The sequence below is a fragment of the uncultured Anaerofustis sp. genome, from assembly GCF_938029165.1.
Taxonomy (GTDB): domain Bacteria; phylum Bacillota; class Clostridia; order Eubacteriales; family Anaerofustaceae; genus Anaerofustis.
Genome location: NZ_CALHFB010000003.1, coordinates 73298 through 87263 on the forward strand (window position 1 = coordinate 73298; position 13966 = coordinate 87263).

A 13966-nucleotide genomic window follows, 5' to 3' on the forward strand; every position below is an offset into this window, starting at 1 on the left:
CGCGGAGCCTAAAATGGATAAAATACTTATAATAAGCGATACACACGGAGACATAAAAACGCTGGAAAAAATAATCAAAAGAGAAAAGAATTACTCATACCTTCTGCACTTGGGAGACCATCACTTTGACTTGGACGAGGTGGATATAGATCATGAAAAGGTGAATGTAATAAGAGTAAGAGGAAACTGCGATTTCATGAAAGAAAAAGAAGAAGCGGTTTTTACTGTTCACGGAAGAAAAATATTCATGACACACGGACATTACTACGGAGTAAAAAATTCTTTGACAAATATTTTCTATAAAGCCGATGAAATCGGAGCGGATATAGTCTTGTTCGGACACACCCATGAAGCTTTAAATAAAAAAATCAGCGATATTCATCTTTTTAACCCCGGGAGTCTCAGCAGTATGAGAAGCTTCGGCAAAATAAGCTACGGGATAATGACCATAGACGACAAAGGAAATTATAAATTATACCATAAGACCGTTTAGGAGATTTAATGAAGCAGGATAATATAATAAAAAAAATATGGCTGTGCATATATCCGCTGATATTTTGGGCAGTAAATCAATTTGCGGTCGGCTTTTTATTTCAGTTATACTTTTTATTTGATATGACAAATAAAGGCAGGGAAAATTCGATAACGACGCAGAGTCTGATCGAATTCACAAGCGAAAATATAGTTTTGATATTACTCATAACATCTGTTATAAATATATTATTCTTTACCTTCATGCTAAAGAGGAATAATAAACTAAATATAGGCTTGAACCGTAAAGAAAGTAAAATCCCTTATGTAGTATCACTGACAGTAATGGGGATAAGTTTCTTTATGCTCTCTTCGGGGATAATAGATATGTTTGACTTAACTAAATACTCCGACAGCTATGACACAATAATAAGTTCCCTCTCATCGGGAGGAATTATATTAAACATCATCGCGGTGGGTATAATTGCCCCAATAAGCGAAGAACTTATGATAAGAGGGGTAACTTACAACAATTTAAAAAAGTATATTAAACCCTCAGCTGCGATATTAGTTCAGGCTTTATTATTCGGCATGATGCATATGAACATCATTCAAAGCACTTATGCCGTCGTTGCGGGATTGATACTGGGATATATTTATGAAAAATCAAACAGCTTGCTCGTATCTTCAATATTCCACATAAGCTTCAATATATCTAACCATTTGTTCTCCATACCGCTGTTATCCGATTTGGCAGGTATACCGGCTTTAATGCTCATAATAGGGATTATATCATTCATATATACATTTAAATACTTCAATAAAAAAACAGTAAATAATTAGGCAGTTATCTGCCTTTTTTATTTCCCGGGAAATCAATTTATAAAGCGTATTGTCACCGATTTTCTCTTTTTACGTATCCTAGTAATGGGAGGAAATGTAATGAAAGAAAAATTAATAAAAATTTTAGCAGTGTGCTTTTCATTTATAATGTGCATTTCTGCCGCCTCGGTAGTCTCGGCTGCCAGCGAACACAAAGGTATAGATGTGAGCGTGTGGCAGGGAGATATCAACTTCAGGGAAGTAAAAGACGATGGTATAGACTATGTATATATAAGAGCAGGAGAAGGCACCACGCTGGTAGACTCCAAATTCGACAGGAACTACCGTGATGCAAGAAGAGAAGGCATGAAGCTGGGCTTTTATCATTATGTAACGGCGAGAGATACGAAAGAAGCAAAAGACCAGGCACATTTCTTTTATTCTCTTATAAGAGATAAAAGACAGGATCTAAGACCCGCTATGGACTTTGAACAGCTGACCGGACTAAGCAAAAAAGAAGCAAACGATATAGCAAGAGTGTATATGGATACTTTGGAAAAACTTATGAAAATCAAACCCGCATTCTACTCAAATGCATATGACTGCGAAAGCGTATGGGAAGAAGATTTGACGAAATATCCTCTTTGGGTCGCAGACTACGGAGTCGAAAGACCTTATTCTATCGGACACTGGAAAGACTGGTCGGGATTTCAGTATTCAAGCAGAGGAAGCGTACGCGGTATTCACGGACACACGGATATGGATAGGTTTAAAGATGAACTTTTGATAACTGATAAAGAAAAAGAAGACGCAAAATGCACTAAAGAGGGATATTTGAGCTACACGGTAAAAGAAGGCGAAACACTCAGAGATATAGCAAAAAAATTTGACACTACAACGAGAGAACTTATCAAACTAAATCACTTGGAGCTTATTCATCCGGGAGAAAAACTTATAATCAGAAAATAAACAAAAAGGAGTATTTTATACTCCTTTTTGTTTACTCTTCATTCATACATGATAACACCGATTTCTTAAATAAAGGGTTATTTTTAAATGAGCTCATATTTAAATTATCACATACATTTTCAAATATTTCATCTTTATCATTTGTTTTTCCTTTTAAACATCGCACTTCATTATTTATTTTGTTCAGCAGTCTTATTGAGCTATTTATAACGTTTTTATATTCATTTTTCTTATAAGCTCTGTCCCATGCAGGCAGACAGAAGTTTATATCATCGATACTTTTAAGTCTTTCAAGTGTATCCATGCTTTTTTTAAAGTCTACAAATATCGATATATCCCCCGTAGCGGGAACAGCGTCTCCGGTAAAAAGTATATTTCTTTCCATCCATAAATAAGACAGCGAACCTTTGGAGTGTCCTGAAGTATCGATGACCCTTAAATGAATATCCTCTTGTAAAGTAATGATATCATCCTTTTTCAAGTACTCATCGATTTTTACCGACTCATTCAATAAACCATAAAAGTTTGGTATGGGTCTTTCCTTAAACTGCTTATGGATATCTTCTATCCAATCCTTCTCATCATAAGGAGCATATATATTTGACTTTGATATTGTTTTAATCTTTCCTGCACTTCCTATATGGTCGGGATGAGAATGAGTCAAAAACACTCCTTTGATATTACGAATATTTTTATTCATGTCATGTAAATAATCTTCTATTATCCTTTCGCTTCCGCTGACACCGCTGTCTATAAGATATAAATGTTTTCCCTCTATAATATAAATATAAACGTATCTTTTTATATCTTCAGTTACGTTAAAATCTATCCTTACTTGATGTACATTGTCACAAATTTTCATCACACCCCACCATAGTTACCGCTTTGCTTATAACAAAGTCCTTTCTTTTATATTCTATTTCTTTATATTCTTTTGAACCGAAGAATTCATTTAGCCTGCGGCTATCCTTAAATCTTATGATGATTATCCTGTCGGGAGTATAATCATCACTCAAATACGTTATTTCATCTGTCCTGACCAGATACTCTCCTCCGTATTTCTCCACAATAGGTTTGACCAAATCGATATAATCGCCGTACTCCTTCGGCTTGGACTTATCCTTAAGATAAATATTTGCCATAAAATAATAACTCATTATATTTTCCTCCTTTTTACATTTTTTAAGTGCATGTACTCACTTGCATAATATTTAAAAAATATATGGTACCTAAATACCATATTTATTTTTTTATTCCGTTTACGAATATATCTACGCTGTTTTCAATGTAAGTTTCTTTTAAAAGAGATGTGAGCATATCATCGAAAGAAGCCTTGAAAAACACAAATCCGAAGTTTAAGGATAAAAACATCATAGCCAAGCTTTCATGATCACTGCTATTTATTTTTCCTCTTTTATACATTTCACAGAAATAGTCAGTAAGACCTTTTTTAAAAACCATAGGTACCTGCATTATCCCGTCTTTTGTATACTCATAAAGTTCGGGACACCTCAGCCCCAAAGACACTTTAACGAACTTGGGTGTTACCTTATTTAAATAAGTATGAGAAAACTTTAATAAATCTTTTTTTAAATCCAATGAATATACTTTAAAATCATCTGCCGCCAAATCGGGGTTCCACTCTCTAAGTTCCATTGCATTTAAGACTATATCTTTCTTACTCCCGAATTTCCTGAAAACGGTAGACTCGTTTACTCCCGCTTTGTTTGCTATTTCCTTGGTGGTCGTAAGAGGATATCCCTTTTCCATTATTAAATTCATCGTAGCATTTATTATCTTTAAACCGGTCTTATCCATTTCCTCACCTATATTTTATGACTTCATTTATGCAAGTATATACTTGCATTATAATATAAAATTACGTTGTTGTCAAATGGGGATAAGATATATATAAATTTACAAAAAGAAACACATTTTTATACAGCTTTTATTTTCTTAGCAAAAGCCGACTCCCTCCTTTAATCCCGATTTAAATACAAAAAAACCGGCATGATGCCGGATTTTTAGAATTTTATGGATGAACCAAAGTATCCACTCTATTAATACTTTAAATAAAAAATAGATCTATACTGCAGGTCGATATAAAAGTTATATTATTATTAACTTCATTAGCAAGTACTATCATACCATATTCATTTTTTATGACCGTTCCGGTGGATGGTGTTTGAGTGTTAGTGATTATACTAACATCTGATGTTCCCACAGGCATAAGAGAACGAATTGTTTCATCACAATCAGCTAAGCAGTCTGCCGGTTTAGGAACCGTATTAGATAAAAATGCAATTGCATCATTATACACCGCATTGTTGATTTGAACGGTATCAATGCTGCAAATTGATAAATATTGACTGATACTCTGAGGATTTGTTACTTCAAATACTCCTGTGCGTCCGTTTGGTCCCGCTATTAAAGATCCAGGACGGCCAACAACTGCATCACCACTCTCCAAAGTCACTAACAGATCATTATTTGGATATAAAGTTATTATTTGTTGGATTATATTTCTCATTTGCTCCTTACAGCCGCAAAAAGCAGAATTTGCATCCTCTGCAGGACCAGTAGGTCCTTGCGGACCGGGCTCACCCTGCGATCCCTGAGGACCGGTCGGTCCTTGACAGCAGTAACTGCAGCCACAACCGCCGCAGTACGTACAATTACCGCGATTAGCGTAATTTTCGCAATCGCTGCAATCATTATATTTATTCATATTAATTCTATACTTTCTCATAAAAATAATGTAGATGTATTTCACCTACAAATACTTAGATACATGTGTACCTATATTATATTATGCTTGAGTATTGTAAATCGTTCTGTTATATATATCACGAAAAAGCAGGATAGCCTTTGAAAAGTAAAAATCGCAGTACTGTCAGAACTTATCAACTATATGGTCTGTTTTGTTCTGCCTTTTAATTAAAAGCGATTTTTTGTATTTAATATTTCTAAAACTGATTATTTAAAAAGACTTTAAAAATCTTATAATATGCTATTTATATATTATTTATTAACTAAATTATAATTTTTATATGTTATTATGTATTAAAATTTATTATAGATACTTAAATAATATATAGAATAAAAACAATTATAGTAACAAAAAAACGACTGTCATAAACAGTCGTTGATTTCCAAACTGGTGCGGATGAAGGGAGTCGAACCCCCACACCGAAGTACTAGATCCTAAGTCTAGCGCGTCTGCCAATTCCGCCACATCCGCATAATTATTAAGCTTTATTATTATATATAAAATTATCTTTCCTGTCAAGAGCTTTTTAAAATAAAATGTGAACTATTTAAAATCAAACTATATATTTCATTTTTGAAAAATTGTCGTGAAAGGTCTATAATTAAATATATTGGAACAAATACTAAACAAAATATTAAAAATTTAAGTAAGTTATAATTTTTTCTTAATAAGTTCATAATATATATGTAGTATATTTAATGCATACTAAATGAGAAACTTATACAGGGTGGAAAATAGGATGACAAGAGAAGAAAAAAATGATTTTTATAAAAAATTGGAACATATATTATCTCACGAAGAAGTAAGGAAAATGCAGGATTTTACTCAGCACGGCGGGACGGATACATTCAGCCACTGTTTAAATGTGGCACTTTTAAGCTACAGTCTATCCAAAAGAATGAAAATAAAAGTAAATGAAGAGTCGATGTTAAAAGGAGCAATGCTCCATGATTTTTATCTTTACGACTGGCATTTGGACAGGGACACAAGAGAGGGATTTCACGGTTTCAGACATCCCAAAAGAGCTCTTAACAACGCCTTGGAACACTTTGACTTAGATGAAAAAGAAGCCAACATAATCTCATCTCATATGTGGCCTTTGACACTAAGGAAAATCCCAAAAAGCAAAGAAGCTTTTATAGTCTGTATGGCGGATAAATGGTGTGCGGTAATGGAGACAAAAGCAAGCTACGTAAACAAAATCAAAAAACTTAAATATAACAGTTAGTTTTATATGATATATCCAAAGTTAAAATAAAAGAAGAAAACCTTCTTTTATTTTTTTACTTTTATACTTTATGATATAATATTTAATAATAAACCAAATTTATACAAAGGACGGGAAATATATGAAAACTTTAAAAATATTCTTATATATAATTTTAATAATAGCCGTCATTCTTATAATAGGCGTACTTTATCTGACATTGACGGAATATAAGCCCGAAGATATCGAACAGGCAGAGAAAATCAAAGAGCCGGACAGCACCAAAGAAATAGATTTGAATGAAGATTTAAGCGTACTTACTTATAACCTGGGATACTGCAACGACAGTGCCGACAGCGATTTCTTTATGGACGGAGGCAAAAGGACGAGGATAGAGTCCAAAGATAAAGTAATAAGAAATTTGAAAGGCATAGAACAAAATATAAAATCAAACAAAAGCGATATAATATTCATTCAGGAAGCGGATGAAAAGTCAAAGAGGGGTTACGGGATAGATCAAGTCAAATATCTAAGCGACAATTTGGAAGGTTCCGGTTATTTTGCAAAGAACTTCTCATGTAAATATATTCCCTACCCCTTCCCCGATATGATTGGAGGCGTCGAAGCAGGGATAGTAACCATTAACCCATATAAAATCCTGGACGCAAAAAGATACTCTCTTCCCGTAGCTTTTAAATACCCTATAAGAGTATGTCAAATGAAAAGGTGTTTACTCGTGGAAAGAGTGAAAATAAAAAACAGCGATAAAGAACTGGTGCTGGTAAATCTTCACCTGGAAGCTTACGATGACGGAGAAGGCAAGAAAAAACAAACAAAAGTCTTAACGGATTTCTTGAATAAAGAATACGAAAAAGGAAATTACTGCATAGCCGGAGGGGATTTCAATCAAAACTTCCCAAATGTAAATAACAAAAAATATCCCATAATAAATGATGAGTACTTCACTCCCGGTACACTGAACTTCGATGCATTCTCGAAAGAATGGACATTCGCAGTGGATGACGATACTCCAACTTCAAGACTGTTAAACGAAGAATACAATGAGAACAGCAAAAATACACAGCTTTATGTGATAGACGGATTTATATTATCTCCAAATGTAAAGCGTAAAAAAGTAAAAACCATAGATACAAAATTTGATTATTCCGACCATAACCCCGTAAGGATAGAGGTCAAACTGGTAAAGGAGAAATAAATGAGTTTAATAGCAACGCTGATAGGTATATTCCTGGGCATGATATGCTTTTCCATGTGGAGCAGATACATGCAAAACTCCGTAAAAAAGGAAACGGAGAATTTGGATGAGCATAATTTCACAGTCAAAAAGCCAAAGTCAAAGGTAGTCTTCCACTCCGTTATACTCTTTGCATGGGTGATAATCTTTGCATTATATCAGTCAGGAATAATATTTGAAAAAAATATATTTTTCTACATCGTAACAGCCCTCGTAGTCGTAATGAGCCTTTACAGGATACAATACTGTATCTACAGGAAGATAACCGTGGAAGGAGAAAAAATAACGGATACGAAGGGAAATGTATATTACTTCTCGGATTTTACTTCATGCAAAATTATAGACAGTGCATTCATGCTGTTTATAGATAATACTCCGACTTTAAAGCTTGAAAGGGACGATATAGGCTACGATACATTCTTAAAAAGAGTATTCGATACGGGAATGAAAGTCGTGGACCTAAGAAAAAACAAATGATAAACATAGGATAAAAAGATATTCTCGATTTTAATTACATCCTATAAGCTTAAAACAAATAAAGGAATAAATATGCCCATTCATATTCTATTTAACAATAAAAACTCAGTCCTATCAAAAAAGTATAAATAGAAAATAGTGAGGAGGGTATATATAAACAAAATAAAAAGGAGTAAATAAATACTCCTTTTTTGTTTTTACAGATAATATATATTAAATTCTTTATTAGTTATAAACAGCACCTCTACATCTTCATCTTTTCCTCCGTGGAAAGCTTTTGACCCCTCCTTGAACCATACGAAACTGCCCTTGTCAAAATCTCCCAGATTAGTATGAAGTACCCCTTCAAGCACATACATACCATGGGCACAGTCATGTGTATGCCAAGGAGTGATGGTTCCTTTCGGATAAAGGATTTGCTTTATCATCATCTTTGTATCTTCATCATTTAAAAGATACTGCTCGTACATTACATTCCCGGTATTCTTGCTTACATGTTTATGTTCCCTGACGTTTATTTCTTCACTTTTAAAAACGATATCACTCATATTTTTTACCTACCCTTTTTTATTTGATTTTACTCCTTTATCCTTTTTATTTCAACCAAATATAAACTTATTCAAATTTATTGGGAAGAAGAGTTCTTTTGTGGTAAAATAACAACTATAAGAGAGGAATAAAAAATGGACTTGAGCAAAATAAATTTTTCCGGTGAACTTCCTTTGGAAGGAACCAACAACGTAAGGGACCTCGGCGGGTACTGCTGCCATACGGATACTCCGAGAGTAACAAGATATCATAAATTCATAAGGTCCGCGGGACTTACATATATTACAAATAAAGACATAGATATACTGCTAAGCTACGGAGTAAAAGACGTACTCGACCTTAGAAGTCAGGAAGAAGCGGCTATTCAGCCAAACAAACTGAAAGATGTAGAGGGGATAAATTACTATAACATCCCTTTAAGCATAGTAGATATGGTAGCCGATATCACCAAAGAAGATAAAAATTTCAATATGCCCGAAGGATATATCAAGCGTATAGAGCATAAAGAAATAATAAAAGGCATCATAGAATACATAGCGAATAATCTTCACGGAGGATTTTTGTTCCACTGTACGGCAGGCAAAGACAGGACGGGGCTTATCGCATCCATACTCCTTGGTTTATGCGAAGTTTCCAGAGGCGATATAAAAGCTAACTATGAAGTATCCCATACATATATGAGAGAAAACGACGACTTTATGAAAGCCTATGAAACGGGAAAATCAAAGGTCTTTTTATCAAAGGCAAGATATATGGAATGTGTGTATGACTATGTCATCAATACTTACGGTTCGTACAGGAATTACCTAATGGACTGCGGTATCAAAGAAACCGATTTAGATAAAATAATTGAATACTTTACAGAGGAAATATAAATCATGAACGATAAAAACAAAAAGAAAGTAGCACCTATTTTAGTGGGTATATTTATAAGCCTGATACTCATAATATATATATCAGCGGTAATGCTTATAGATTTCCCTGTTATTATAAAAATAGTACTGGGGCTTATGCTTTTAGCTCTTATAGGTGTTATGATACATACGGTAATAGAAAGATTAGAAGAAATAGAGGAGGGTGAAGAAGATGATCTTGGTAACTACTGAAAAAATCGAAGGGAAAGAATTTGAAATGCTGGGACTTGTAAAGGGTTCATGCATACAAACAAAGAACTTCGGCAAGGACATTTCACAGGGATTTAAAAATTTAGTCGGCGGTGAACTTAAATCTTACAACGAAATGATGAACGAATCCAGAGCAATGGCAACAAAGAGAATGGTTTCGGAAGCTGAAGAAATGGGAGCAGATGCCATAGTAGCCGTTAGATACGCTTCAGCGGCGATAATGCAGGGTGCAGCGGAAGTATTCGCTTACGGAACGGCTGTAAAATACAAATAAAAAAGAGCTTATATAAGCTCTTTTTTATTCTCCGTAACCCCATACTTCCTTTGGGATACTGTTTAGATGAGTAAGGGTCCTTAAGGCATAGAACATCAGGCATAGGAATACAAAGTGAACTCCCATTTGAATATAATCTATGGAAAGCACCGCTACCACAAAATCTATGAAATAGAAAAATGTCAGTACTCCGTAAGAAAACTTTATATTCCTATAGCAGAAAAACGCACATGTGCCGATTATAATCACACTTACACCCACAGCCCCGTAAAAGAGTACAGATAACACTATGTTCTCAGCGGCATAAAATAAATGCGCATTTGTAAAGAACTGATCCACCAACACAAAGTTGAACCATGTCGCACTCGTTTCAGCCTGTACGATAAGTAAAACGATTTGAAATATCATTGCAAGGAATATAAAAATCGGTACCATAGAGAGTATCTTCGCTCTCTTCTCCAGTTTATCCTTTATAATTTTAAAATCGGCATAATTCATGCTCCTACCTCCTAATCATCTTCTCCAATAATTCTGACTTCTTCTTCCAGTTTTACTTTATATTTATTGTATACTTCTTTTTTTACATAATCAATAACATCTAAGATTTCTTTTGAAGATGCATTACTTTTATTTATTACAAAGCCGGCATGCTTTTCGCTGACTCCCGCATCTCCCACATGATAACCCTTAAGCCCCGCTTCGTCTATAAGCTTAGCGGCGATATATCCCTCGGGTCTTTTAAAGGTACTTCCCGCTGAAGCCTCGCTCGGCTGGGTCCCGGTCCTGTAATCCTTGAATTCATCCATATTAGCTTTTATTTCTTCTTTATTTCCTTCTCTAAGCTTTATCCTTGCAGATAGGACGATATATCCTTTTTCTTCGATATTGCTGTGTCTGTAGCTTAGATCCAAATCGCTTGGAGTAAGGACTTTAACGTTATTTTCATTTTTATCGAATACCGTAACGTCAAGGAGCACGTCTTTCATCTCACCGCCGTGAGCTCCCGCATTCATGAATACACCTCCTCCGAGACTGCCGGGTATGCCCCCCGCAAATTCAAATCCCGCAAGAGATGAAGCCAGCGCTTTATTTGCTATCAGTGCTAAAGGAGTCCCCGCATTGGCGGTTATGACTTCTCCGTCTATATCAAGTCCGGTCATTTTGAATGTACTTACGACGGTGTTTTTTATTCCCCCGTCTTTTACAAGTATATTGGTCCCTCTTCCGAGAACGATAAACTCTTCATTATTTTCTTTTAAATATTCAATTACTTTAACAAATTCATCTGAAGTTTTTGGCGTCAAATAAATCTTCGCATCTCCGCCGCTTCTGAAGTTGGAATGTTTCTTCATAGGTTCATTTAATAAAACATTTTCGCTTCCTATGATTTTTTCGATTTCTTTTATATCCATATTTCTCCTTTTGACTAAATGTCATCGGTTTCTATTTTAATTTTTTCTTTTTTTTAAAAAAGCAAATTTCGTTTCAGCCAATATCAAGGCTGTGAATATTATAACAGCACCGAACAGCATTTGTATAGTAAAAATTTCGTTTAGGAAAATAATACCTAGGATAGTCCCAAATACACTTTCCATACTCATAAGTATTCCCGCATGAGTGGGAGTAGTATACTTTTGAGCAACATTTTGAATTAAAAAAGCTATAGCCGAAGCGATTACACCGAGATACAGCAACATAGGAACCGTACTTCCCGTTATATTAAAAGTAAATAATTCTCCGTTAAATATAAGAAATATAAAAGCAAATAGTCCCGCAAATGCCATTTGCATCATGCATAGGATAATAGGGTCTTCGTCTTTGGAAAAAATGCCGACAAAGAACACATGAAACGCCCAGAATACTGCCCCTATAAGGGTGATACCGTCGTAGTAATTTATATTAAGACCTTCCCTTGGGTTCATTGTAAGTAAAAATATCCCTATTATCATGAGAAGAGCCGCAATAAAATTATGCTTTTCCGGCTTTTGTCTACCCACAAACATCGCTATGAAAGGTACTATCGCAACATACACCGCAGTCAAAAAGGCACTCTTTCCCGCGGAAGTCTCTGCAAGTCCGTATGTTTGAAAAGCAAAACCCAAAAATAAAACAAAGCCAATTATAGCACTTTTTATGATAGTCTTCTTCGTAATAAGATTTAATTTTTTTATATTAATGATAAACAGTGTTACAGCGGCAATTACAAACCTTGTGAATATAAGCTGAGTACCGCTTAGTGCATCTAAACCGTTCTTTGTCACTATAAAACCGCTTCCCCATATAAAAGCCATTACCAAAAGGAAAAAATCGGCACATAGTGATTTATTTTTTTCATTCATTCCCATAATGTGTCTCCTTCATTTCTACGTGAGTAATCATTATATCATAAAATTATACACGGTTCTACACTTGATTTTTATCATTTACATATTAATATTAAAACCACTTAAATCAGAAACGATGCTTTTATATAAATCATATCGTCTCAAACCTATCTACACCTATTGACTATATAGGAAGATGAAGCATATAATAATATATAAAAAATATAAGGAGGAAGTATGAATAATAACGCAGATTTCAGCATAGGAAGCCCCGCAAAAAATATATTAAAACTTGCGGTACCCATGACGGTTGCACAGCTTATAAACCTCCTTTATAACATGATAGACAGGATTTACATAGGAAGGATACCGACTACGGGTACCCTTGCCTTAACGGGTCTTGGATTATGTTTTCCCATAATCATGATAGTGACCGCCTTTGCAAACCTGTTTTCCTTCGGAGGAGCCCCTCTATTTTCCATGGAAAGAGGCAGAGAAAACGATGAAGAAGCTCAAAAAATAATGGGGAATTCTTTCCTTATGATGATAATCTTCGGAGTATCTCTTACGGTAATAGGGCTTTTATTTCAAAAACCTATACTATACCTCTTCGGAGCAAGCGACGCTACATATCCTTTTGCAAGAGATTACATAACCATATATTTACTTGGAAATATATTCGTAATGACCAGCCTGGGAATGAACAGCTTCATAAATGCACAGGGCTTTGCAAAGAAGGGAATGCTCACCGTAATGCTCGGAGCATTTACCAATCTTATCCTGGACCCTATATTCATATTCTATTTCGGCATGGGAGTAAAAGGTGCCGCAATAGCGACTATCATATCCCAATTACTTTCAAGTTTATGGGTACTGAAATTCCTGACGGGGAAAAAAGCCATTTTAAAGCTTACAAAAGAAAGCATGGTACTTAAGTTTAGCAGAGTAAAGAGGATAATCGACCTTGGTATGTCGGGATTTATCATGTCCGTAACCAACAGTATAGTACAAATAATATGCAACGCCACTCTCCAAATCTACGGAGGGGATCTATACGTCGGCGTAATGACTATTTTAAATTCCATAAGGGAAATATTCACCATGCCCGTCAGCGGTATCACAGACGGAGCGACCCCTGTAATGAGCTACAACTACGGAGCAAAGAACTTCGACAAGCTGAAAAGAGCAATAAAATTCATGTCGGTGATTTGTATAGCCTACACTTTCCTCGCATGGATAACCATTATAGCCTTCCCAGATGTATTCATTAAAATATTCAACCACGACCCAAAACTGATAGCAAAGAGCATACCCGCAATAGAAATTTATTTCTTCGGCTTCTTTATGATGGCGCTTCAGTTTGCCGGGCAGAGAGTATTCGTGTCTCTCGGTAAATCGGGATACGCAGTATTCTTTTCCATTTTCAGAAAAGTGATAATAGTGACTCCCCTAACTATCCTCCTTCCGAAGTTTTTCTCTCTTGGAGTAAATGGAGTATTCCTCGCAGAACCCATCTCAAACTTCATCGGAGGATTAGCCTGCTTTATCACTATGCTTGTGGTCGTTCTACCCGAAATCAATAAGAAAGATTAAGGGGCTCTGCCCCTTTCACCCCGCGAATATTTTTCCTAAGCAAAAAATATCCGATAAAATGCTTCCACTCAATCGCCGTGGTGGCTCTTTACGCGGTCGGATTTTGGGAAAGTGCTACCCGCACTTTCTCC

The 13966-nt window shown here is 35.3% G+C and carries 18 protein-coding genes and 1 tRNA gene; 10 read left to right on the forward strand and 9 right to left on the reverse strand.

What is annotated here, in order from left to right:
• Nucleotides 1-13: 13 nt before the first annotated feature.
• From Q0516_RS00665 to Q0516_RS00675, 3 genes are all read left to right on the forward strand, one after another.
• Nucleotides 14-493, forward strand: coding sequence for a metallophosphoesterase (locus Q0516_RS00665; protein ID WP_294466418.1), 480 nt, complete (start codon nt 14-16; stop codon nt 491-493).
• An 8-nt stretch (nt 494-501) separates the two neighbouring features.
• On the forward strand, nt 502-1314 hold the full coding sequence (locus Q0516_RS00670) for a type II CAAX endopeptidase family protein (protein WP_294466422.1): 813 nt from the start codon (nt 502-504) through the stop codon (nt 1312-1314).
• 99 nt (nt 1315-1413) lie between these two features.
• The gene (locus Q0516_RS00675; RefSeq protein ID WP_294466425.1) at nt 1414-2262 is read left to right on the forward strand and encodes a GH25 family lysozyme; all 849 of its coding nucleotides are present in this window, start codon (nt 1414-1416) and stop codon (nt 2260-2262) included.
• A gap of 31 nt (nt 2263-2293) precedes the next feature.
• Here the strand turns inward: Q0516_RS00675 and Q0516_RS00680 are convergent, their stop codons facing one another.
• The 5 genes from Q0516_RS00680 to Q0516_RS00700 all read right to left on the reverse strand — a co-directional run bounded on the left by Q0516_RS00680 (nt 2294) and on the right by Q0516_RS00700 (nt 5503).
• A complete protein-coding gene (locus Q0516_RS00680; RefSeq protein ID WP_294466428.1) occupies nt 2294-3124 on the reverse strand; it encodes an MBL fold metallo-hydrolase in 831 nt (276 codons plus the stop codon).
• Nucleotides 3111-3419 (reverse strand): DUF1330 domain-containing protein, encoded by a 309-nt coding sequence (locus tag Q0516_RS00685; protein ID WP_294466432.1) that lies wholly within the window; start codon nt 3417-3419, stop codon nt 3111-3113. The genes Q0516_RS00680 and Q0516_RS00685 overlap by 14 nt, the downstream gene beginning before the upstream one ends.
• A gap of 85 nt (nt 3420-3504) precedes the next feature.
• Nucleotides 3505-4080, reverse strand: coding sequence for a TetR/AcrR family transcriptional regulator (locus Q0516_RS00690; protein ID WP_294466434.1), 576 nt, complete (start codon nt 4078-4080; stop codon nt 3505-3507).
• Nucleotides 4081-4330: 250 nt separating this feature from the next.
• On the reverse strand, nt 4331-4738 hold the full coding sequence (locus Q0516_RS00695; RefSeq protein WP_294466436.1) for a hypothetical protein: 408 nt from the start codon (nt 4736-4738) through the stop codon (nt 4331-4333).
• A gap of 682 nt (nt 4739-5420) precedes the next feature.
• Nucleotides 5421-5503, reverse strand: a tRNA-Leu gene (locus Q0516_RS00700).
• A 268-nt stretch (nt 5504-5771) separates the two neighbouring features.
• Here Q0516_RS00700 and Q0516_RS00705 point away from each other — a divergent pair.
• The 3 genes from Q0516_RS00705 to Q0516_RS00715 all read left to right on the forward strand — a co-directional run bounded on the left by Q0516_RS00705 (nt 5772) and on the right by Q0516_RS00715 (nt 7971).
• On the forward strand, nt 5772-6260 hold the full coding sequence (locus Q0516_RS00705; RefSeq protein ID WP_294466441.1) for an HD domain-containing protein: 489 nt from the start codon (nt 5772-5774) through the stop codon (nt 6258-6260).
• Between the two features lie 121 nt (nt 6261-6381).
• Nucleotides 6382-7455: an endonuclease/exonuclease/phosphatase family protein gene (locus Q0516_RS00710; RefSeq protein ID WP_294466444.1), complete on the forward strand. Its 1074-nt coding sequence runs from the start codon at nt 6382-6384 to the stop codon at nt 7453-7455.
• A complete protein-coding gene (locus Q0516_RS00715; protein WP_294466449.1) occupies nt 7456-7971 on the forward strand; it encodes a hypothetical protein in 516 nt (171 codons plus the stop codon).
• A gap of 197 nt (nt 7972-8168) precedes the next feature.
• Here Q0516_RS00715 and Q0516_RS00720 read toward each other — a convergent pair whose 3' ends face one another.
• A complete protein-coding gene (locus Q0516_RS00720; protein WP_294466452.1) occupies nt 8169-8519 on the reverse strand; it encodes a hypothetical protein in 351 nt (116 codons plus the stop codon).
• 135 nt (nt 8520-8654) lie between these two features.
• Between Q0516_RS00720 and Q0516_RS00725 the strand changes: the two genes are divergently transcribed.
• The 3 genes from Q0516_RS00725 to Q0516_RS00735 are packed head-to-tail and all read left to right on the forward strand — an operon-like array spanning nt 8655 to nt 9918.
• Nucleotides 8655-9395 carry a tyrosine-protein phosphatase gene (locus Q0516_RS00725; protein WP_294466456.1) on the forward strand — a complete coding sequence of 247 codons (741 nt, stop codon included), beginning with the start codon at nt 8655-8657 and terminating at the stop codon, nt 9393-9395.
• 3 nt (nt 9396-9398) lie between these two features.
• Complete coding sequence (locus Q0516_RS00730; RefSeq protein WP_257479493.1) at nt 9399-9626, forward strand: hypothetical protein; 228 nt, start codon at nt 9399-9401, stop codon at nt 9624-9626.
• A complete protein-coding gene (locus tag Q0516_RS00735; protein WP_257479492.1) occupies nt 9607-9918 on the forward strand; it encodes a YbjQ family protein in 312 nt (103 codons plus the stop codon). The genes Q0516_RS00730 and Q0516_RS00735 overlap by 20 nt, the downstream gene beginning before the upstream one ends.
• Before the next feature lie 24 nt (nt 9919-9942).
• Here Q0516_RS00735 and Q0516_RS00740 read toward each other — a convergent pair whose 3' ends face one another.
• The 3 genes from Q0516_RS00740 to Q0516_RS00750 are packed head-to-tail and all read right to left on the reverse strand — an operon-like array spanning nt 9943 to nt 12263.
• Nucleotides 9943-10416 (reverse strand): hypothetical protein, encoded by a 474-nt coding sequence (locus Q0516_RS00740; RefSeq protein WP_257479491.1) that lies wholly within the window; start codon nt 10414-10416, stop codon nt 9943-9945.
• Nucleotides 10417-10427: 11 nt separating this feature from the next.
• A complete protein-coding gene (gene murB, locus Q0516_RS00745) occupies nt 10428-11330 on the reverse strand; it encodes a UDP-N-acetylmuramate dehydrogenase (protein WP_294466462.1) in 903 nt (300 codons plus the stop codon).
• Between the two features lie 36 nt (nt 11331-11366).
• A complete protein-coding gene (locus Q0516_RS00750) occupies nt 11367-12263 on the reverse strand; it encodes a DMT family transporter (protein ID WP_294466464.1) in 897 nt (298 codons plus the stop codon).
• A gap of 216 nt (nt 12264-12479) precedes the next feature.
• On the opposite strand from Q0516_RS00750, the gene Q0516_RS00755 reads away from it, so the two are divergent.
• Entirely contained in the window at nt 12480-13835 is a 1356-nt protein-coding gene (locus Q0516_RS00755; RefSeq protein WP_294466467.1) for an MATE family efflux transporter, read from the forward strand.
• Nucleotides 13836-13966 lie beyond the last annotated feature (131 nt).